The sequence below is a fragment of the Methylobacterium frigidaeris genome (assembly GCF_022179185.1).
In the GTDB taxonomy this organism is placed as follows: Bacteria; Pseudomonadota; Alphaproteobacteria; order Rhizobiales; family Beijerinckiaceae; genus Methylobacterium; species Methylobacterium frigidaeris.
Genome location: NZ_BPQJ01000018.1, coordinates 117,868 through 137,237, shown reverse-complemented (window position 1 = coordinate 137,237; position 19,370 = coordinate 117,868). Strand labels below are relative to the sequence as shown.

The window sequence follows — 19,370 nt, the reverse complement described above, 5'->3', positions numbered from 1 at the left end:
CACATCCTGCGGGCGCCTCTTGTCGGGTGACCCTTAGGAAGCCAGGCCTTCATGAACGCGCCAAGCCCGTCCCGCGCGACAGCGATCGTGACCCGGGTCAGCCTCAGGCCCGGCGCCGAGGACGATTTCGCGGGCTGGCAGGCGGCGCTGACCCGGGTGGCCGGCGAGGCGCCAGGCTTCGTCAGCATCGAGGTCGTCCCGGTTGCCCCGCAGGTGCCGGACTGGCACGTCGTCCAGCGCTTCCGCACGGCGGCGGCGCTCGAGGCGTGGCGCGGCGGACCGGTCCGGGCGGATTGCCTCGCGGCGCTGGAGCCCCTGCTCCATCCCGACCACCCCGCCGCGACGGACGAGGCCGCCCCCGATTTCTACGCCCTGGCCTGCGTGACCGAGGTGATCGCGACGCGGGTCGAGCGCGGACGGGAGCAGGCGTTCCGTGCCTGGGCCGAGTCGGTGCAGGGCGCGCAGGCCCGGTTTCCCGGCTACGCGGGCACGCTCGTCCAGGCTCCCCTGCCGCCGCAGATCGCGCATTGGACGACGCTCGTGCGCTTCGCGACGCCGGCCCAGCTCGATGCCTGGCTCGGTTCCCCCGAGCGGCAGGCGCTGCTTCGCCAGGCCGAACCGGCTGTCTCCACCTGGACCAGCCGACGGCTCGACGCCCCCTTCGCGGGCTAGTTCCCGGAGGGGGCTGGCGCGGCACCGCCGGCCTGGACGCAGACCGCGCTGGTCCTGCTGGTGCTGTTTCCGGTGGTGATGCTGGAGATCCGCTTTCTCTCCCCGCTCACCGACGGATTGCCGCTGGCGGTCGCGACCTTCATCGGCAACGCGATCAGCGTGGCGCTGGTCTCCTGGCTCCTGATGCGCGTCGCGACCGCCGCGCTCGGCTGGTGGCTCGACCCGGCGCCGGATCGCCGCCGGCGCGTCGAGGCCCTCGGCGCGGGCGTCGTGCTGGGGCTCTACGCGGCCGAGATCACCCTCTTCACCCTCCTGTCCTGAGACACGAAAGGATCCTGCGATGACGGAAGACGACAAGGCTTTCATGACGCGCGCCATCGCGTTGTCGGAGAAGACCTCGCTGGTCTAGAGCGCCGGCGGGGTGTTCGGCAGCGTGATCGTTCAGGACGGCAAGGTCCTGGCCGAGGGCGCCAACCGCGTCGTCGCCGAGAACGACCCGACCTGGCACGGCGAGATGGAGGCGATCCGCAAGGCCTGCAAGGCGCAAGGCAGCTTCAAGCTGCGCGACGCCACCTTCTATACCAGCGCCGAACCCTGCCCGATGTGCATGGCGGCGGCCTGCTGGGCCGGCATCAAGACGATCTACTACGCCTCCACCAACGAGGACGCGCTCCGCTACGGCGATTTCGACGACAGCATGATCTACGGCGAGCTGAAGAAACCGGTGAGCGAGCGCTCGATTCCGACCCGTCAGATCATGCGGGCCGAGGCGGTCGAGATCTGGAAGAAGTACCACGACAAGGCCGACCGGGTGCCGTACTGAGCCCTGCGACCCGCCGGGCCGATCGGGCCCAGCGCCGCTCCGCCGCGGGCGCGCCGTGGCGGGCGCGAGGCCCGCGCCCGCTCCGGCGAACCCGTCGAGTGCGGACGCCCCCGGCATCCTTTCTGCCGGCTGACCCTGCCGGCGCCCTCAGGCCCGCCCAGCCACCGGCAGGTCGGCCAGACTTGGCCTGGGCCGCTCGATCAGGGCCGCGGCGAGCATCGCCTCGAGCCGGATCAGGTCCTCGTCGGGCTCGGGCTGCCAGCCGCAGCCGCAGCGCGGCGCCGGGCCGTGCAGGGAGGCGATCTGGCGGTAGAGCGTGCCGACCGTGCGGGCGGCGGCCTCGAGCGCCGCCATCGGCGGCAGCGGGCCCCGCTCCAGGGCGTCCCAGAAGGCCAGCGTCAGGGCCTGTTCCAGGGCGGCCTGCCCGCGTGCCTCGGCCTCTTCCCGCAGGCGCTCGCGCTGGTGCAGGTTCATCGCGCGCTCCTCGATCCGCTGAGCAGGCAGACCAGCCGCTCCCAGGGCAGGCCGACCGGGGGCCATCCTTCGCGGATCAGGCCCGCGCAGCCATGAATCAGGATCAGCGCTCGCGCCATCGCGGCCTCCGTCTCGGATCGTGCCGGGGATCGGCGCGCCTTGAATGCAGCACCTCGTCTGTGCGCGCAAGATCTATGCGTGATATTGGAGGGTTTCTACTTTGCAGCGCATGATCTATATTATTGGGTGAATTATGAAAATTCCAAAGTACGGGCAGGCCCGGATGCGGATTGGCAGCGACGCCGGGAGCAGCTACTGGGGCGCCCACACAGTTCCGAAGGCTCGAGACCGATGACCGACACCCCGCCCGACCGCCTCAGCACCGACCCGCGCAGCCCCTTCCACGACGCCGCCCTGCTCGAGCGCGGCGTCGGCGTCCGCTTCAAGGGCGTCGAGAAGACCAATGTCGAGGAATATTGCGTGAGCGAGGGCTGGGTGCGGCTCGCCGCCGGCAATGCCCGCGACCGCTTCGGCAACCCGATGACCGTGAAGCTGAAGGGCTCGGTCGAGCCCTATTTCCGCACCCCCGAGGCCGAGACGCCTAACGCAGGGTAGCCTCCGCCCGCAAGGCGGCGAGGTCGAGGCGGCGGGTCACCATCTGCAGCCCGCCCGCCTCGTCCCGGGGCCAGTCGCTCTCCGGCCGGTCGCGGTACAGTTCCACCCCGTTGCGGTCCGGATCGTCGAGGTAGAGCGCCTCGCTGACACCGTGGTCGCTCGCGCCGGTGAGCGGGATGCCGGCGGCGTCGAGCCGGGACAGCGCGTCGGCGAGGGCCGCCCGGGTCGGGTACAGGATCGCCACGTGGTAGAGCCCGGTGCTTCCGGGCGGCGCCGGCGCCCCGCCGGCGCTGTCCCAGGTGTTGAGCCCGATATGATGGTGGTAGCCGCCGGCCGACACGAAGGCGGCCTGGGTGCCGTAGCGTTGCATCAGGGCGAAGCCCAGCACCCCGCAATAGAAGCCGAGCGCCCGGTCGAGGTCGGCCACCCGCAGGTGGACGTGCCCGATCCGGGCGCGCGGGTCGATCGGTGCGGTCATGCTTCGCTCCTCTTGCGGCGGCCTGCGCAGACTGCAACGTTTGAGAATGTCCGGAAATCCGGCATCTCGTAGCATCACCTCACACGCTCAGAGTGAGATCGCGCCGTGCCCGACCGGCTGACCGGAATGCAGATCTTCGTGCGCGTCGCCGCGACCGGCAGCCTCTCGGCCGCTGCGCGGGCGCTCGGCCTGTCACAGAGCGGCGTCACCAAGCACGTCGCCGCCCTCGAGGACCGGCTCGGCGCCCGGCTCCTGCACCGCACCACCCGCCGCCTGACCCTGACCGAGGCCGGCCGGCGCTACCTCGAGGCCTGCGAGCGCATCCTCGCCGAGATCGACGAGGCCGAGGCGGCGGCCGGCGCCGAGGCTGCGGAGCCCCGCGGCACCCTGCGGCTCAACGTGCCGGTCTCGTTCGGGGTGCTGCAGGTCGCTCCCGCCCTCGCGGCCTTCGGGCACGCCCACCCGTCGCTGACGATCGAGCTCGGCCTCAACGATCGGCCGGTCGACCTGATCGAGGAGGGCTGGGACCTGGCGCTCCGGATCGGTCACCTGCGGGATTCGAGCCTGGTCGCCCGGTCGCTCGCTCCGTGCAGGATGCGGGTCTGCGCCGCGCCGTCCTACCTGGCAATCCATGGCCGGCCACGCCGCCCGGAGGATCTCGGCCAGCACAACTGCCTCGGCTACACGCTGGCGAGCAGCGACGGCTGGCGCTTCGAGGGTGTCACCGTGGCGGTCGCGGGCTCGCTGCGCGCCTCGAACGGCGCCGCCCTGGTGGCCGCTGCCGCGGCCGGGCTCGGGGTGATCTACCAGCCGACCTTCCTGGTCGGCGATGCCCTGCGCAGCGGCAGCCTGGTGGCGCTCGATCTCGGGCCGATTCCGCCGCTGCCGATCCACGCGGTAATGCCCTCGCGCCGCCGCCCGCCCGCCAAGGTCCGGGCTCTGGTCGAGTTCGTGGCGGCCCGCTTCGCCGACCCGCCCTGGGACCGCGACCTGCCCGCCCCGCTCGGGCCCGACGATCCGCTGCGCGGGGGCTCCGATCCGCTGCGCGGGGCCTCCGATCCGCTGCGCGGGGCCTCCGATCCGCTGCGCGGGGCTTGCGATCCCCAGACGCTGGCCGCCGTCCCGTTCCCCGCGAGGTTGTCGTGACCCAGCCTAACCCGCCGCGCGGCCTGACGGCCGATCCCGTCTCGGCCTACCCGCTCTCCTTCCCGGACCGCGATTTCCTCCGCCTGGTCGAGGCGCACGGCCTGACCGGCAGCTGGACCTGGATCTTCGCCACCGACGAGCAGGTCTGGTCCCCGGGCCTGTTCCGGCTGCTCGGCTTCGAGCCGGGAACGGTGCAGCCGGATTACGGCCTCTTCCTGAGCCTCGTCCATCCGGAGGACCGGCCGGCCATCGAGAGCAATGCCCAGGTGATGCGTAACGGGCTCTTCAGCGACCATACCGTCCGGGTGATCCGGCCTGACGGGTCGCTGCGGGTGCTGGCCCATCGCGGCACGGTCTACCTCACCCCGGACGGGCGGCCCCGCGGTGTGGCCGGCGTGGTGCTGGACGTGACCGATTCCGAACGCCTGGCCGGCCTGCACCGCGAGGAACAGCGCCGCAAGCAGGCCCTGTTCGAGCAGGCCCAGACCTGGATGCACGCCTCGCCGTATTCGGCGTCGTTCCGCATCGCCTCGCGCGAACTCCTGACCCTCACCGGCCTGACCCAGCAGGACTTCCACGACGACTGGACGCGGATCCTGGTGCGGGAGGAGCGCGCCCGCGCCCGCGACCGCATCCTGGCCCGGATCGGCAGCGGGCGGCCCTTCGTGACCGAGAATCACCTGGCCCTGGCCGGCGGCGGGAGTGGCCTGTTCCGGAGCGTGCTCGTCCCGGTGCGCGACGCCGACGGGCGGATCGAGACCTGGGCCAGCCTGAATTCCCGGATCGATGGCATCCGGCCCGTCCCCACCGGCACGGCGCGGCGCGGCCTGGAGCAGGCCGTCCAGGGCGCGCATCTGCGCGCCGCCCGCGGCCTGCTTGCCTGGTCGATGACCGACCTCGCCGAGGCCAGCGGCCTCTCGCTCTCGACCATCCGGCGCCTCGAAGAGGGGGGAGAGAAGCCGGCGGCGCGCAGCCGCCACGCCGTGGTCGAGGCGCTACGCCGGGCCGGCATCGGCTTCGTCCTCGTCGAGGGCGACGCGATCGCGGTCGCCAAGGTGCGGTGACCCAAGATGCGTGCGGTGACCGGGATGCGGTAACGCGGGCTCTTTCCGGCCCCGGCAGGGCTTGCCATATCAGGTGCATGCCCGCCCCGAAGAAGCCCCGCCTGTCGACCGGCAAGGCCTCGAAGCCCGAGCTGAAGCCGCTCGACCCGTTCCTCGCCGAACTGCTGAACCCGGCGCTGAACCGCGACCGCCTGCCCGCCGCGGAGCCGCCGCCCGAACCGCCGAAGCGGGGGCGTCCGCGCAAGGATGCGGCCGAGGTGACGCCCGCCCGCAAGGCCAAGCCCGCCGAAAGCAAGCCCGCCGAAAGCAAGTCCGCGAACGGAGCGACCCCGGGCGGCTTCGGCGAGGCGCCGCAGGCCGCCTTCGCGCATGGCACGGCGGCCGATGTCGAGCCGGCCCTGGCCCAGGCGCTCGGCCTGCGCGAGCCGGACGGCGAGGCGGTGGAGGAGCGTGGATCGCTGGCGAGCGAGGGCGTCTCGGCCACGGTCGACGCGCTCACCAAGCTCCTCACCGAGGGCAACCCGCTGTTCAAGAACGGCGAGCTGTGGCGCCCGCACCGCCCCGAGCGGCCGCAGAAATCCGAGGGCGGCGTGCCGTTCCGCCTCAAGTCCGATTTCACCCCGGCCGGCGACCAGCCCCGCGCGATCGCCGAGCTGGTCGCCGGCGTGAAGGGCCAGGAGCGCGACCAGGTGCTGCTCGGGGTGACGGGCTCGGGCAAGACCTTCACCATGGCCAAGGTCATCGAGGAGACCCAGCGCCCGGCCCTGATCCTCGCCCCCAACAAGACCCTGGCGGCGCAGCTCTACGGCGAGTTCAAGGCGTTCTTCCCCGACAACGCGGTGGAATACTTCGTCTCGTACTACGATTATTACCAGCCCGAGGCCTACGTGCCGCGCTCCGACACCTTCATCGAGAAGGAATCGTCGATCAACGAGCAGATCGACCGGATGCGCCACTCCGCCACCCGGGCGCTGCTGGAGCGCGACGACGTCATCATCGTCGCCTCGGTGTCGTGCATCTACGGCATCGGCTCGGTCGAGACCTACACGGCGATGTCGTTCACCGTCAGCCTCGGCGAGAAGATCGAGCAGCGCCAGCTCGTCGCCGACCTGGTGGCGCTGCAGTACAAGCGCATCCAGTCCGACTTCGCCCGCGGCACCTTCCGGGTGCGTGGCGACGTGATCGAGCTGTGGCCGGCCCACCTGGAGGACCGCGGCTGGCGCATCGGCCTGTTCGGCGACGAGATCGAGTCGATCTCGGAATTCGATCCGCTGACCGGCAAGACGATCAACACGCTCAAGTTCGTCAAGGTCTACGCCAACAGCCACTACGTGACGCCTCGCCCGACGCTGCAGCAGGCGGTGAAGGGCATCAAGGACGAGCTGAAGTGGCGGGTCGAGGAGCTGACCCGGATGGGCCGGCTGATCGAGGCCCAGCGCCTGGAGCAGCGCTGCACCTTCGACCTCGAGATGATCGAGGCGACCGGCGCCTGCAACGGCATCGAGAACTACTCGCGTTACCTCACCGGCCGGAAACCCGGCGAGCCGCCGCCGACCCTGTTCGAGTACCTGCCCGACAACGCCCTCGTCTTCACCGACGAGAGCCACGTCACGGTCTCGCAGATCGGCGGCATGTACCGGGGCGACTTCCGCCGCAAGGCGACGCTGGCCGAGTACGGCTTCCGGCTGCCCTCCTGCCTCGACAACCGCCCGTTGCGGTTCGAGGAATGGGACGCGATGCGCCCGCAATCGATCCACGTCTCGGCGACGCCGGCGAAGTGGGAGCTGGAGCAGACTGGCGGCGTCTTCGCCGAGCAGGTCATCCGCCCGACCGGCCTCGTCGATCCGGTGATCGAGGTGCGCCCGGCCCGGAGCCAGGTCGACGACCTCCTGGGGGAGGTGAAGGAGGTGGCCGCCGCCGGCTACCGCACGCTGGTGACGACGCTCACCAAGCGCATGGCCGAAGACCTCACCGAGTACCTGCACGAGAACGGCGTGCGGGTGCGCTACATGCACTCCGACATCGACACGCTTGAGCGCATCGAGATCATCCGCGACCTGCGGCTCGGCGCCTTCGACGTGCTGATCGGCATCAACCTCCTGCGCGAGGGCCTCGACATCCCGGAATGCGCCCTCGTCGGCATCCTCGACGCCGACAAGGAGGGGTTTCTCCGCTCCGAGACCTCGCTGATCCAGACCATCGGCCGCGCCGCCCGCAATGCCGAGGCCCGCTGCATCCTCTACGCCGACCAGATCACCGGCTCGATGGAGCGGGCGATGGCGGAGACCGAGCGCCGGCGCAACAAGCAGCTCGCCTACAACGCCGAGCACGGCATCACGCCCCAGAGCGTGAAGCGCAACATCTCCGACATCCTGGAGAGCGTCTACGAGCGCGATCACGTCCAGGTCGATACCGGCCTCGCCAAATCCGCCGTCACGGTGGGCCACAACCTCAAGGCGGTGATGGCCGACCTCGAGAAGCGGATGCGGGCGGCGGCCGCCGATCTCGACTTCGAGGAAGCGGCACGGCTTCGCGACGAGCTCAAGCGGCTCCAGGCGACCGAGCTCGCCATCGCCGACGACCCGATGGCCGAACAGGCCGATGTCGAGCGCGAGGCCGGCCGCTTCGGCGCCAAGCGCAGGCGCCGGGGTGCCGAACCGCTCGGCTACGGTCCCGGCGGCAAGGGCACCTCCGACGAAGGCACCCGCATCCGCGAACCCGACCTCGACGACATGGGCCCGGGCACCGACCGCGAGGTGCCGTTCACCTACGCCGAGCGCCCGACCGGCCGCTCGACCCAAGGCTTCCCGGGCCAGCGGCCGAAATACAAGGGCCGCAAGGGACGGGGGTGAGAGCCTCCCGGCTCGGGTTGCTCATCGCGTCCCGCCCGCGACCTCAGGATGAAGCGGCGGGCAGGATCGAAACACTTCCTGCGACGCTGTTATCGAGGTTGGACCGACGTCGATGGAACTGTTCCGCCCACGTATGCACACCGGCCAGCGAGGGGAGAGCGTCGGATGAGGTGGATCCTGGGTGCCGGCATCGCGGCGATGGTCCTGCTCCCTGCGCCTGTGCTGGCGCAGGCGGCGCAGACCACGGTCGAGCCCGGTGGCCTGCGGCTGCCGCAAGTCATGGCCGGCCAGCCCCCGGTGCCCGCCGCCGGCAGCGATGGCACCGTCGCTCCCCCGGCCCACGTCGATTCCCTGGCCGACGCGTTCGACCGGCCGCTCTCCGCGACCGCGGAGCCGCCGCCGAACCCGCTCTTCACGCACCGGCCGGAACCCGCCTACCGATAGCGGCTGCGAAACGTCTCTCCGGTGCTCGGCCGACTGGTTTGCCTGTCCGACATCGTTCGAACTGGCCGCGATCTCTCCCCTCTGCTGCGTTCTCGCGCCGCAGTTTCAGACCCGCTTGCGGAACACTTGCGGAACGCTTACCATGTTCGCGATTTGTTTCCGGAGCGCGGCAGCGCGGGGATGAGAGTGTCACATGCTCACGCGTAAGCAGTTGGACCTGCTCCGCTTCATTCAGCAGAGAATGCGCGAGACGGGCGTGCCCCCGTCCTTCGACGAGATGAAGGACGCCCTCGATCTCAAGTCGAAATCGGGCATCCACCGCCTGATCACGGCCCTGGAGGAGCGGGGCTTCCTGCGCCGCCTGCCGAACCGGGCCCGGGCGATCGAGGTGATCCGCCTGCCCGACGCAGTGACCGGACCGGTGACGGCCGGGCCTGGGGCGACCGGATCCGGCGCCGAGGTGGTGCGGTTCAACCCCAGCGTGGTCGAGGGCGGGCGCGCCCACGAGCCGAAGCGGCCCGCCGGCATCCCGGCGATGACGACGGCGCCCGATGAGAACGGTCAGTCGGTCAGCGTGCCGGTGATGGGCCGGATCGCCGCCGGTACGCCGATCTCGGCGATCCAGAGCCAGAGCCGCTCGGTAGCGATGTCTCCGGATTTCCTGGCCAGCGGCGAGCATTACGCCCTGGAGGTCCGCGGCGACTCGATGATCGAGGCCGGCATCCTCGACGGTGATCTGGTGGTCATCCGCCGCCAGGAGACCGCCAATACCGGTGACATCGTGGTGGCATTGATCGACGACGAGGAGGCGACCCTCAAGCGCCTGCGCCGCCGCGGCTCGTCGATCGCGCTCGAGGCTGCCAACCCTGCCTACGAGACCCGGGTGCTCGGGCCGGACCGGGTGCGAATCCAGGGACGGCTGGTGAGCCTGGTTCGGAAGTACTGAGGGAATTCAGTCGAGCGCGGAAACCCTCCCCCGCGGAGGGGGAGGGTTCGGGCGGCAGCCGTCAATGCGCGCTGCCCGAAACCACGAACTTGAACAGGAACACCCCCGCGATCACCCACACCACCGGCTTCACGTCCCGAAAGCGGCCGGTGAGCAGCTTGACCACCGCGTAGGTGATGAAGCCGAAGGCGACGCCGTTGGCGATCGAGTAGGTGAAGGGCATCAGCAGTGCCGTGACGCAGGCCGGCAGCACCTCGGTCAGGTCGTCCCAGTCGAGATCGACCAGTTCGTGCAGCATCAGGCAGGCGACGTAGAACAGGGCCGGCGCCGTGGCGTAGGCCGGGACCGAGCCGGCGAGCGGCGCGAAGAACAGGCAGGCGAGGAACAGCACGGCGACGGTCGCGGCGGTGAGCCCGGTCCGGCCGCCCTCCTCGACGCCGGACGCGCTCTCGAGATACGCCGTGGTGCTCGAGGTGCCGAGCAGCGAGCCGACGAAGATCGAGGACGAATCCGCCATCAGCGCCTTGTCGAGGCGCTCCATCTTGCCTTCCGTGAGCAGCCCCGCCCGGTTGGCTACGCCCATCAACGTGCCGGTGGCGTCGAACAATTCGACGAGGAAGAACACCAGGATCACGTTGAGCAGGCCGCCCGACAGGGCACCTTTGATGTCGAGGGCGAACAGCGTCGGGGCGATCGAGGGCGGCAGCGAGGCGACGCCCTGGAAGGTGTTGTCGGCGACGATGAAGCTGAGCGCCGTGACGGTCAGGATGCCGGCGAGCAGCGCCCCCCGCACCTTGCGCACGGACAGGACCGCGACGATCAGGAAGCCGAGGACGGCGAGCACCGTGCTTGGCTTGTGCAGGTCGCCGAGGGTGACGAAGGTCGCCGGGCTCGCCGCCACCACGCCGGCGCTCTTCAGCGCGATGATCGCCAGGAACAGGCCGATGCCGACCGTGATGGCGATGCGCATCGAGCGCGGGATGCCCTCGACGATGATCCGGCGCAACCCCGTCAGGGTGACGACCATGAAGCACAGGCCGGAGATGAACACCGCGCCGAGCGCCGCCTGCCAGGTGTAGCCCATCTGGAGCACCACCACGTAGGCGAAGTAGGCGTTGAGCCCCATGCCGGGGGCGAGCGCGATCGGGTAGTTGGCGTAGAACGCCATCACCAGCGAGCCGATCGCCGCGACGAGGCAGGTAGCGACGAACACCGCCCCCTTGGGCATCCCGGCATCGCCGAGGATGTTGGGATTGACGAAGACGATGTAGGCCATCGTCAGGAAGGTGGTCAGCCCGGCGAGCAGTTCCGTGCGCACGGTGGTGCCGTGGGCCGAGAGCGCGAAGGTGCGCTCCAGAAAACTATTCGGCCGGGTCAGGCCGTCGTCGCGCTTCAGGTCCATCGCTTCTCCTCGCCGCTGCGGGCCGCCTCGTTGATCCGTCGATAGATCCGGTCGGGCGCGAACGGCGTCGCGGTCAGCCGCGCGCCGGTCGCGTCCCGGATGGCGTTGGCCAGGGCCGCCGCGACGGGATTGAACGGGCTCTCGCTCATCGACTTGGCGCCGAGCGGCCCGATGCCGTCATGGGTGTCGGCGAAGATCACCTCGGTGCGGGGCACGTCGGCGATGGCCGGGATGTGGTAGGTGCGGAAGGACGGGGTCGCGACCCGGCCCTCGGGATCGATCCGAAGATCCTCGTAGAGCGCGGCGCCGAGCGCCTGGGCGACGCCACCCTCGATCTGGCCGCGGCACTGCACCGGGTTCATCACCCGGCCGGCATCGGCGGCGTGGACGCTCCGCAGGATGCGCAGCTCGCCCGTTCCTGGATGCACCGCGACCTGGAAGCCCTGGACGTTGAACGCCACCGAGCGCGGCGTGCCGTCGGCGTGCCCCACCGCCTCCGCCGGGCCGAGATCGGCGAGCGCGACCCGCGCCTCGTCCGCCGCGACGGCGTCGCCGTCGAGCCGGCACGAGGCGGGATCGACGCCGAGGCGGGCGGCGGCGCGCTCGCGCAACGTCGCGGCCAGGGTTTCGGCGGCGCGCAGGGTTGCCTGGCCGGCCACCACGATGCCGGTGCTGCCATAGGCGCCGGTATCGTGCCCGACCGCGTCGGTGTCGCCCTGGCGCAGGACGATTCGGTCCGGCGTGGTGCCCAGGGCCTCCGCGGCGATCTGGCCGTGCACCGTCGAGGTGCCGTTGCCGAACTCGACCGTGCCGACGCGCAAGGAGTAGCGGCCGTCCCGTTCGAGCGCGATGCCGGCTTCCGCGAAGTGGCCGCGGGGCGGGATGGTGTCGATCATGGCGAGCGCCATGCCGGATCCCGTGCGCCAGCCCGGCGGGCCCGAGGGAGGGCGCGCGGACAGGGCCTGCGCGACCGCGTCGAGGCACTGGTCAAGGCCGTAGCTGCCGTAGCGCACGTCGTGCGGTTCGAGGCTCGTCGAGACCATCGGGTCGCCGGGCCGCACCACGTTGCGGCGCCGCAGCTCGAACGGATCGAGGTCGAGCGCCCGGGCGAGCTCGTCCATGGCGGATTCGACCGCGAAGATGGTCTGGCTCAACCCGTAGCCGCGAAACGCGCCCGCCGGCAGGGTGTGGGTGTGGACGGCGTAGCCGTCGACCCGCTTGTTGTCGCAGCGATAGACCGCGATCACCTCGTTGCAGCCGTGATGCAGCACGCCGCCGGCATGGTTGCCGTAGGCGCCGGTATTCGACAGCACCTGGAGGTCGATCGCCGTCAGGGTGCCGTCGGCGCGGGCGCCGAGGCGCACCCGCACCCGCATCGGGTGGCGGGTCGTGGTGGCGGTGAACTGCTCGGCGCGGGTCAGCTCCCAGCGCACCGGCCGGCCTGTCGCCATCACGGCGAGCGCCACCAGGTCCTCGGTCAGCATCTCCTGCTTGCCCCCGAAGCCGCCGCCGACGCGGCCGCACTCGACCCGGACCTGGTCGCGCGGAAGGTCGAACAGGGCGCAGAGGGCGTCGCGGGTGAGGAACGGCACCTGGGTGCTGGAGCGGATGACGAGACGCCCGTCCGGGTCGCGCCACCCCACGGCTGCGTGGGTCTCGAGATGGGCGTGCTGGATCCGCTGCGAGTGATAGGTGCCCTCGTGCACCACGTCCGCCGCGGCGAGGCCCGCCGCGACGTCGCCGATCTCGCCATGCGCCTCGGCGGCGAGGTTGGGATGAGGGTGGAGCGGGGGCGCGTCCTCGCCGGTCGGCCGCGTGCCGTGGACCAGGGGCGCGTCGGAATCGAGGGCGCGCTCGGGGTCGAGGCAGGCCGGCAGCACCGCGTACTCGACGCGAAGGGCCCGGCAGCCGGCCTCCGCCGCCGCTTCGCTCTCCGCGACCACCGCCGCGACGCGCTGGCCGACGAAGCGCATCACGGGGTCGAGCACCCGGGTGTCGCTGGCATCGTCGGCGGGGTTCTGATGCCGGGCGGTGGAGAAGAGCCGGTCCGGCGCGTCGGCGTGGGTCAGCACCCGCACCACGCCGGGCAGAGCCAGGGCAGCCTCGGTGTCGATGTGCAGGACCCGCGCATGGGCGTGGGGCGAGCGCAGCACCTTGAGGTGCAGGGCGCTGCCCAAGTCGAGGTCGAGGGTGTAGCGCGCGCGACCGCTGACGATGGCGGCGCTCGCCGGGGCCGGGGGGCTGCGGTCGCAGGAAGGGACAGGGCCATCGATTCCCGCGATCGCGTCGGCGATCGCCCGGTAGCCGGTGCAGCGGCAGAGATTGCCCTTCAGTGCCGCAGGCAGGTCCTGCCGCTGGCCCTGGTCGAGGGCGGCCGCCGTCATCACCATCCCGGAGGTGCAGAAGCCGCACTGGAACCCCTGCGCGGCGACGAAGGCCGCCTGCACCGGGTGGAGGTGGCCCTGCACGCCGCCTTCCGGCGCGCAGGGACCGGCCAGACCCTCGACCGTGGTGATGCTCCGGTCCGCCGCCCGGAAGGCCGGCACCAGGCAGGCATGCAGCGGCTCGCCGTCGACATGCACCGTGCAGGCACCGCAATCGCCGGCGTCGCAGCCCTTCTTGACCCCGAACCAGCCGAGCTCGCGCAGCAGGGTGCGCAGGCACTGCCCGGCGCGGGGCGCGGCCTCGTGCACCGTTCCGTTGACCGTCAGCCTCATGCGCCGCCTCCCGCGAACTCGGCCCGGGCCTCCTCGGCGAGGAGCCCGGTGACGTGGCGGCGCCAGTCCGGCGCGCCGTGGACGTCGTCGTACCAGAGCCCGTCCGGGATCGCGGCCTCCAGCGCCGCGGCGAGCTCCCCGGCTTCCGGCAGGCCGGGGCGATCGATCCGCACCGGGCGCCGGGTCGAGGCCGTCACCGTGAGGGCGAAGGCGCCCGACGGGTCCAGGGAGGCGATCACCAGGGCGCCGGAGCGGCCGTTGGGGCTCAAGCTGATGCGTCGGAAGGTCGTGCGCCGCCGCAGCGCCGCAACCGGCAGGTCGATCTCCCGCAGGATCTCGCCGGGCTGAAGCGCCGTCGCCTGCGGCCCACGCACCAGGTCGCGGACGGGAAGCCGCCGCTCGCCGCCGTCCGGCGTCCAGATCAGGCCGACCCCGTCGAGGGCGACCGCGAGGGCGATCATCGGCCCGGCGGGGAGCGCGAGGCAGAGATTGCCGCCGACGGTCGCGGCGTTCCAGACCTTGAACGAGCCGAGCAGGGCCCGGCAGCACTGGCCGATCAGGGGGGCGGCGGCGAAAGAGGCCGGCAGCTCGATCCGGTCGAGGGCCGCGATCGTGCAGGTCGCGGCGATCCGGAGGCCCTGCTCCGTCACCGCGTGCGGCTCCCAGCCGAGAGAGGGCAGATCGATCAGACGGCCGATCCCGTCCTGCGGCTCGGAGAAGAGCCAGGTCCCGCCGGCGAGCCAGGCGTCACCCGGCCGCCAGGCCGGCAGGGCGGCCCGGGCGCGGGGCGCCACCACCTCCGTGATGCTGTTGAGGTCCATGAGCCGTCTCGCGAGCCTCCCGCATGCGCCCCCCGGACGGGGCCCGCGGCTACCTTAAGGCAAGATCGCGTCCAACGCGGCAACGGCGTCGGAAGCCCGCAGGCCTCCCGGCGCTGCTTTGCCCCGAGCCGCCGAGCCCGTGAGCCGGCAAAATTTCGCCGGACGGGGCCGTTAACTATTTGTTAGCAATTCGATTGACTTTAGCAAGTCGTTAACCCACTTATCGCCCATCGCGAGACGATGAACAGGTGGCCGTCATGCTGGCGCTAGAAAAGTCTACTTCCAGCTTTACGTTGCTGCGCGAGACGGGGATGAATGATATGCAATCGGCCTCTCCCAGCGGAGCGGATCTTGTCGCGGCCACGACGCGTCCGGGCGACTTGGCATCGACACGAAAGACAATCCGCAAGGGGGAAAAACCGTCCGGCAAAATCAATCCTGAGTTGATTGTCAAGGCGTTCAACACCTGGGCGTTCAAGCGCGAGCAGCCCGGCAATCCCGAGCGGCTGGTGCCTGTGGTCGAGGCGGCGATCCGTGCCGGGCGTCCGCTCGAGTTCGTGCTGTACTGGGGCAAGGGCCCGCGTGCCGAGATCGCCGCGCCGGACCTCGCCTGCCTCGACTATCTCGGCCAGCTCGCCGAGCGGGTGCGCCAGGCCTACGCGCCGGGAGCGATCTTCCGGCTGATCTTCACCGACACCCACGCCTCGCTGAACGGGCATCCGGCCGCGGCGGCGGATGCCTATTTCGGCGCCATCGATGCCGCAGCGCAGGCCCGCGGCTTCGCCAGCACCCGGCTCAGCGACATCGTCGCCTTCGCCCGCGAGATCGGGGCGGACACGCCCGAGGAGGAGCCCTCCGGCGAGATCCTGGCCAGCCTGATCGCCTGCGCGGCCAAGTGGTACCGCGGCGAGGGCTCCACCGAGCAGGGCGCCCTCGACTACCACCGCATGAACATGGTCGAGAAGCGTGCCGTGGCGGCGGCCTTCCCGGAGGCGGTGTTCGTCACTTTCAACGGCAGCGAGTTCCGCGACCTGTTCCCGGCCACCATGCCGATCTTCTACATGTACTCCCTGCGCCGCGGCGTCGGGGTGAAGCCCTGGTTCATGAGCGCGCAATCGGACGCCTCGTCCGACGCCCCACCGGCCGGGCAGCCGGCCGCCTGACCCGCACGCGAGGGTGGCGCCTCCGACCGGGTGCCGCTTCAGGTTCTTGATTGTGCCGCGTCGTCCGCAACGGGCGGGTGCCCGCCGCGTCGGACGACGCTCTGGAGGAGCCCCGGTCACGCTGCGATCGGGGGCTCCTCCAGGTCGTTGGCTTCGCCGCATTTTCTGCGACGAACCGGTACCCACGTCGTCGGAAAACTCTCTAGCGTCGGAGATCCCCATGCAGAGCGCCGCCCGCGCCCCGGCCACCGATCGGCTGCCGGCGGAGGCCGTCCGCCCCGCCGACAACATTCCCCTCGGCATCGCGCTGATGATCGGCGCGACGGTGCTGCTGACCCTGTCGAACGCCTTCTCGAAGCACCTCGTCGCCCATTATCCGGTCGGCGAGGTGATGTTCCTGCGCTCCTCGATCGCCTTCGGGTTGGTCTGCGCCTTCATGCTGCCGGCGACGGGCCTCGGGGTGTTCCGCACGGGCAAGCCCGGCGCCCACGTCGCCCGCGGGCTGTCGCAGGCGATCTCCCAGACGCTGACGGTGCTGGCTCTGGGGCTGATGCCGCTCGCCGGGGTCACGGCGATCGGCTTCTCGGCGCCGCTCTTCGCCGCCGTTGTGGCGATCCTCTGGCACAAGGAGGCGTCGGACCCGGTGCGCTGGGGCGTGCTGGTGGTCGGCTTCCTGGGCGTGCTGGTGGTGACCAACCCGGGCGCCGATTCGCTCCAGGTCGGCGCGTTGTTCGCGCTGGGCAACGCCGTGATGTACGGCACCGTCACGGTGGCGGTGCGAGGCATGGCCAAGACCGAGAAGGCCGGCACGCTGCTGATCTGGCAGATGGCCGTGATGGCGGCAGCGCATTCGGTGCTGCTGGTCTTCGGCTTCCGCTGGCCGAGCTGGCCCGACGCCGCCCTGTTCGGGTTGCTCGGCGCCTCGAATGTCGGCGCGCAATATCTCTGGACCAGGGCGCTCGCCTCGGCGCCGGCCACCGCGGTGTCGCCGTTCTACTACCTGATGCTGGTCTGGGGCATGGGCCTCGGCTACCTCGCCTTCGGCGAAGTCCCGACCCCGCACCTCGTCGTCGGCGGCACGATCGTGGTGGCGGCCGGCGCCCTGCTCCTCTGGCACGAGACCTGGATGCGCCGGCGCGGCACCTCGCCCCTGCGGAGTCCGGGTCGGGCGGCAGGGCAGGGCGTGCGGAAATGGGTGGCGTCACTCCGGCAGAAGCCGGCGACGCGATAGCGGCTGACGCTTGACCCGTTCGTCCACAACCCGCTCGTCCAGGAGCCCGCGACCCGCGATCGAAGTTCACCGGGATGAATCCGGTGATGCGGGTCCAAACTCTTGACGACGGCCCGCGGAAGGGCGGGTAGATCGGTCACGCCGCCAGCGTCCTGGCCCGCTGGTTCTCGGCGCACCAGCGGGCGACGAGCGCCCGGGCCTCCTCGGCCGGTACCGGGCGGCTGAACAGGTAGCCCTGGACCTCGTCGCAACCCAAGAGCGCCAGGACGCGCTGCTGGTCGGCCGTCTCGATGCCTTCCGCGGTGGTGCGCATGCCGAGCACCCGGGCGATGTCGATGACCGCGCGGACGATCGCGGCGTTCTGTGCCCCGGTGCCGAGTCCGGTGACGAAGCTGCGGTCGACCTTGATGCGGTCGAACGGGAAGCTCCTCAGGTAGTTGAGCGAGGAGTAGCCGGTGCCGAAATCGTCCATCGCCACGTGCAGGCCGAGCGCCTTGAGGTCGCGCAGGATCGCGAGCGTCGCCTCGCCGCTGTCGAGCAGCATCTGCTCGGTGATCTCGAGCTCGAGGCGGTGGGCCGGCAGGCCGGTCCGCTCCAGCACCCCGCGCACCATCCCGACGAGGTCGGGGCCGGAGAACTGCACCGGCGACAGGTTCACGGCGATCTTCAGCCGCTCGGGCCAGGTCGCGGCCTGCCGGCAGGCCTCGGTCAGCGACCACTCGCCGATGGCGTGGATCAGGCCGCATTCCTCGGCGATCGAGATGAACAGCGAGGGCGGCACGCTGCCCCGCACCGGGTGGCGCCAGCGCGCCAGCGCCTCGAACCCGGCGATCTCACCGGTCTTGAGGACGACCGAGGGTTGGTAGTGCAGCTCCAGCTCCCCGCGCTCGATCGCCCGGCGCAGGTCGCTCTCGAGCTGGCGCCGCTCCTCCAGCCCCTCGCTCATCTGCCGCTCGTAGAACCGGAAGGTGCCGCGCTTGCCCGCCTTCACGGCGTAGAGCGCGAGATCGGCGGCGATCAGGATGTCGTCGGCGCTCTCGCCGTCCTCGGGGCCGACCGCGATGCCGATGCTGACGCTCGAGCGGATCTGGTGGCTGCCGATCTCGAACGGCGGCAGGACCGCCTCGGCGATGCGCTGCGCCATCGCCTCCAGGGCCGCCCTGTCGCCGGCGCGGGGCACCAGCAGCGCGAACTCGTCGCCGCCGAGGCGTGCCAGCACCTGGCCGGACACCAGCGTGGCGGCGAGCCGGTCGCCCACCGCCTGCAGCAGGTGGTCGCCGACCTTGTGGCCGAGGGTGTCGTTGACGATCTTGAAGCGGTCGAGGTCGAGGAACATCACCGCGTAGGCGGCGTCCGGTGCCGTCCGCGCGGCCTCGGCCTGCGCCTCGAGCGAGGCGCGAAACACGCGGCGGTTCGGCAGGTCCGTCAGGGGGTCGAGGGACGCCAGGCGCACGACCCGGGCCTCGGCCTCGGAGCGCTTGGCCTCGATGCGCAGGAGCTTCTCCACCGCGATCCCGACGAGGAGCGTCAGCAGGGCCGCCATCAGGGCGTCGATCCTCAGGGTGGCCCGGGCGTCCTTGTAGATCTCGGCCTCCGGCAAGCTGACGCTCACCCACAGGGGATGCTCGCGCACCTTGCGGATCGTCACCAGCCGGCTCTCGGCCCCATCCGGCATCTCCAGGGTGAAGGTGCCGGACCGGCCGGAGCGGATCTTCTGGTAGGTCTCGGTCCGGCCGAGGTCGGCGCCGACTCCGAAGCCACCGCCGACGCCGCCGCTGGAGCGCACCACCCCGTCGCTGCCGATGAGCGAGATCGCGGCCGGGGTGCCGAGGTCGATCTTGTCGTAGAACTTGGTCAGGTGGCTCGGGTTGAGCGAGGCCACCACCACGCCGCCGAAGCGCCCGTCCGGCCCGCGGAATCGGCGGCTGAACTGCACCGAGACCCGGCCGCTCGCCCGCCCGATCACCGGGCGGCTGATGTAGAGGACGTCGTCGGGGCTCTCGACGTGGATGCGGAAATGGTCGCGGTCGCTGAGGTCGGTCGCCGGCGGCGGCTGCGGGCCGGCATTGGTCGCGCGCATCACCCCGTCCGGTCCGATGATCGCCACCTGCACGATGATCTCGCTCAGAAGATCGGTCGTGTTGACGATCGTGCCGTAATCCTCCTTGCCGCTGCGATTCTCGATGCTGCGGCGCATGTAGAGCAGGGACTTGTCGATCTCGCCGATCGAGCGCAGGACGTTCTCCTCGAACACCATCGCGAAATTGTGGGTCGTGCGCTCGGAATCCTGCAGCGCGTCCCTGACGTCGTTCTCGTGCTTGGCCGCGACGCCGACCCACAGGAGCATCACCACGATCAGGCCGAGGATCACCGGCCCGCGGCGCTCCGCCAGGAATCTGGGAAATTGCTTGAGGTGCAGGGCCATCCCGGCTCGTCCAGCGGCTTCGGTCTCGAGCAGTATGAGACGCGAAAGTTATCGGTATCTGAATCTCGCCGCCCCATTCCGATATTTTGGCGTGCGG

The 19,370-nt window shown here is 71.0% G+C and carries 16 protein-coding genes and 1 pseudogene; 11 read left to right on the top strand and 6 right to left on the bottom strand.

Translation table 11 applies throughout. The annotated features are described in order from the left end of the window. The first annotated feature begins 51 nt into the window (after window positions 1-51). The 3 genes and pseudogenes from MFF64_RS19465 (at window position 52) to MFF64_RS19455 (ending at window position 1,495) form a co-directional block, all read left to right on the top strand. A complete protein-coding gene (locus tag MFF64_RS19465) occupies window positions 52-672 on the top strand; it encodes an antibiotic biosynthesis monooxygenase (RefSeq protein ID WP_238192027.1) in 621 nt (206 codons plus the stop codon). A gap of 33 nt (window positions 673-705) precedes the next feature. Next, window positions 706-993, top strand: a pseudogene (locus tag MFF64_RS19460) (antibiotic biosynthesis monooxygenase); the annotation flags it as partial. A 112-nt stretch (window positions 994-1,105) separates the two neighbouring features. After that, on the top strand, window positions 1,106-1,495 hold the full coding sequence (locus MFF64_RS19455; protein WP_238192023.1) for a nucleoside deaminase: 390 nt from the start codon (window positions 1,106-1,108) through the stop codon (window positions 1,493-1,495). Window positions 1,496-1,642: 147 nt separating this feature from the next. Here the strand turns inward: MFF64_RS19455 and MFF64_RS19450 are convergent, their stop codons facing one another. Further along, the gene (locus MFF64_RS19450) at window positions 1,643-1,969 is read right to left on the bottom strand and encodes a hypothetical protein (protein ID WP_099905406.1); all 327 of its coding nucleotides are present in this window, start codon (window positions 1,967-1,969) and stop codon (window positions 1,643-1,645) included. 351 nt (window positions 1,970-2,320) lie between these two features. Here MFF64_RS19450 and MFF64_RS19445 point away from each other — a divergent pair, with 351 nt between their 5' ends. Further along, on the top strand, window positions 2,321-2,584 hold the full coding sequence (locus tag MFF64_RS19445; protein ID WP_099905404.1) for a DUF3297 family protein: 264 nt from the start codon (window positions 2,321-2,323) through the stop codon (window positions 2,582-2,584). Here the strand turns inward: MFF64_RS19445 and MFF64_RS19440 are convergent. Beyond that, complete coding sequence (locus MFF64_RS19440; protein ID WP_099905402.1) at window positions 2,571-3,062, bottom strand: VOC family protein; 492 nt, start codon at window positions 3,060-3,062, stop codon at window positions 2,571-2,573. The genes MFF64_RS19445 and MFF64_RS19440 overlap by 14 nt on opposite strands. Before the next feature lie 105 nt (window positions 3,063-3,167). On the opposite strand from MFF64_RS19440, the gene MFF64_RS19435 reads away from it, so the two are divergent. From MFF64_RS19435 to lexA, 5 genes are all read left to right on the top strand, one after another. Then, window positions 3,168-4,208, top strand: coding sequence for a LysR family transcriptional regulator (locus tag MFF64_RS19435; protein WP_238192021.1), 1,041 nt, complete (start codon window positions 3,168-3,170; stop codon window positions 4,206-4,208). Beyond that, window positions 4,205-5,272: a PAS domain-containing protein gene (locus MFF64_RS19430; RefSeq protein WP_238192019.1), complete on the top strand. Its 1,068-nt coding sequence runs from the start codon at window positions 4,205-4,207 to the stop codon at window positions 5,270-5,272. Before MFF64_RS19435 ends, MFF64_RS19430 begins: the two co-directional genes overlap by 4 nt. 77 nt (window positions 5,273-5,349) lie before the next feature. Beyond that, complete coding sequence (gene uvrB, locus MFF64_RS19425; RefSeq protein WP_238192017.1) at window positions 5,350-8,124, top strand: excinuclease ABC subunit UvrB; 2,775 nt, start codon at window positions 5,350-5,352, stop codon at window positions 8,122-8,124. Window positions 8,125-8,289: 165 nt separating this feature from the next. Then, the gene (locus tag MFF64_RS19420; protein ID WP_099905602.1) at window positions 8,290-8,568 is read left to right on the top strand and encodes a hypothetical protein; all 279 of its coding nucleotides are present in this window, start codon (window positions 8,290-8,292) and stop codon (window positions 8,566-8,568) included. 193 nt (window positions 8,569-8,761) lie between these two features. Beyond that, the gene (gene lexA / locus MFF64_RS19415; protein ID WP_099905601.1) at window positions 8,762-9,514 is read left to right on the top strand and encodes a transcriptional repressor LexA; all 753 of its coding nucleotides are present in this window, start codon (window positions 8,762-8,764) and stop codon (window positions 9,512-9,514) included. A gap of 61 nt (window positions 9,515-9,575) precedes the next feature. Here lexA and MFF64_RS19410 read toward each other — a convergent pair whose 3' ends face one another. From MFF64_RS19410 to MFF64_RS19400, 3 genes are read right to left on the bottom strand one after another with little or no spacing between them, the layout of a single operon-like run. Beyond that, window positions 9,576-10,916, bottom strand: a complete 1,341-nt coding sequence (locus tag MFF64_RS19410; RefSeq protein WP_099905600.1) for an NCS2 family permease — start codon at window positions 10,914-10,916, stop codon at window positions 9,576-9,578. Next, complete coding sequence (locus MFF64_RS19405; RefSeq protein WP_238192014.1) at window positions 10,907-13,633, bottom strand: molybdopterin-dependent oxidoreductase; 2,727 nt, start codon at window positions 13,631-13,633, stop codon at window positions 10,907-10,909. The genes MFF64_RS19410 and MFF64_RS19405 overlap by 10 nt, the downstream gene beginning before the upstream one ends. Further along, the gene (locus MFF64_RS19400) at window positions 13,630-14,454 is read right to left on the bottom strand and encodes an FAD binding domain-containing protein (RefSeq protein ID WP_238192005.1); all 825 of its coding nucleotides are present in this window, start codon (window positions 14,452-14,454) and stop codon (window positions 13,630-13,632) included. Before MFF64_RS19400 ends, MFF64_RS19405 begins: the two co-directional genes overlap by 4 nt. A gap of 443 nt (window positions 14,455-14,897) precedes the next feature. Between MFF64_RS19400 and MFF64_RS19395 the strand changes: the two genes are divergently transcribed. Both MFF64_RS19395 and MFF64_RS19390 read left to right on the top strand, forming a co-directional pair. Continuing rightward, the gene (locus MFF64_RS19395; protein ID WP_099903917.1) at window positions 14,898-15,617 is read left to right on the top strand and encodes a hypothetical protein; all 720 of its coding nucleotides are present in this window, start codon (window positions 14,898-14,900) and stop codon (window positions 15,615-15,617) included. A gap of 220 nt (window positions 15,618-15,837) precedes the next feature. After that, window positions 15,838-16,848 carry a DMT family transporter gene (locus MFF64_RS19390; RefSeq protein WP_099903915.1) on the top strand — a complete coding sequence of 337 codons (1,011 nt, stop codon included), beginning with the start codon at window positions 15,838-15,840 and terminating at the stop codon, window positions 16,846-16,848. Window positions 16,849-16,984: 136 nt separating this feature from the next. Here the strand turns inward: MFF64_RS19390 and MFF64_RS19385 are convergent, their stop codons facing one another. Next, window positions 16,985-19,273, bottom strand: coding sequence for a putative bifunctional diguanylate cyclase/phosphodiesterase (locus MFF64_RS19385; RefSeq protein WP_238192003.1), 2,289 nt, complete (start codon window positions 19,271-19,273; stop codon window positions 16,985-16,987). Between the last annotated feature and the right edge of the window lie 97 nt (window positions 19,274-19,370).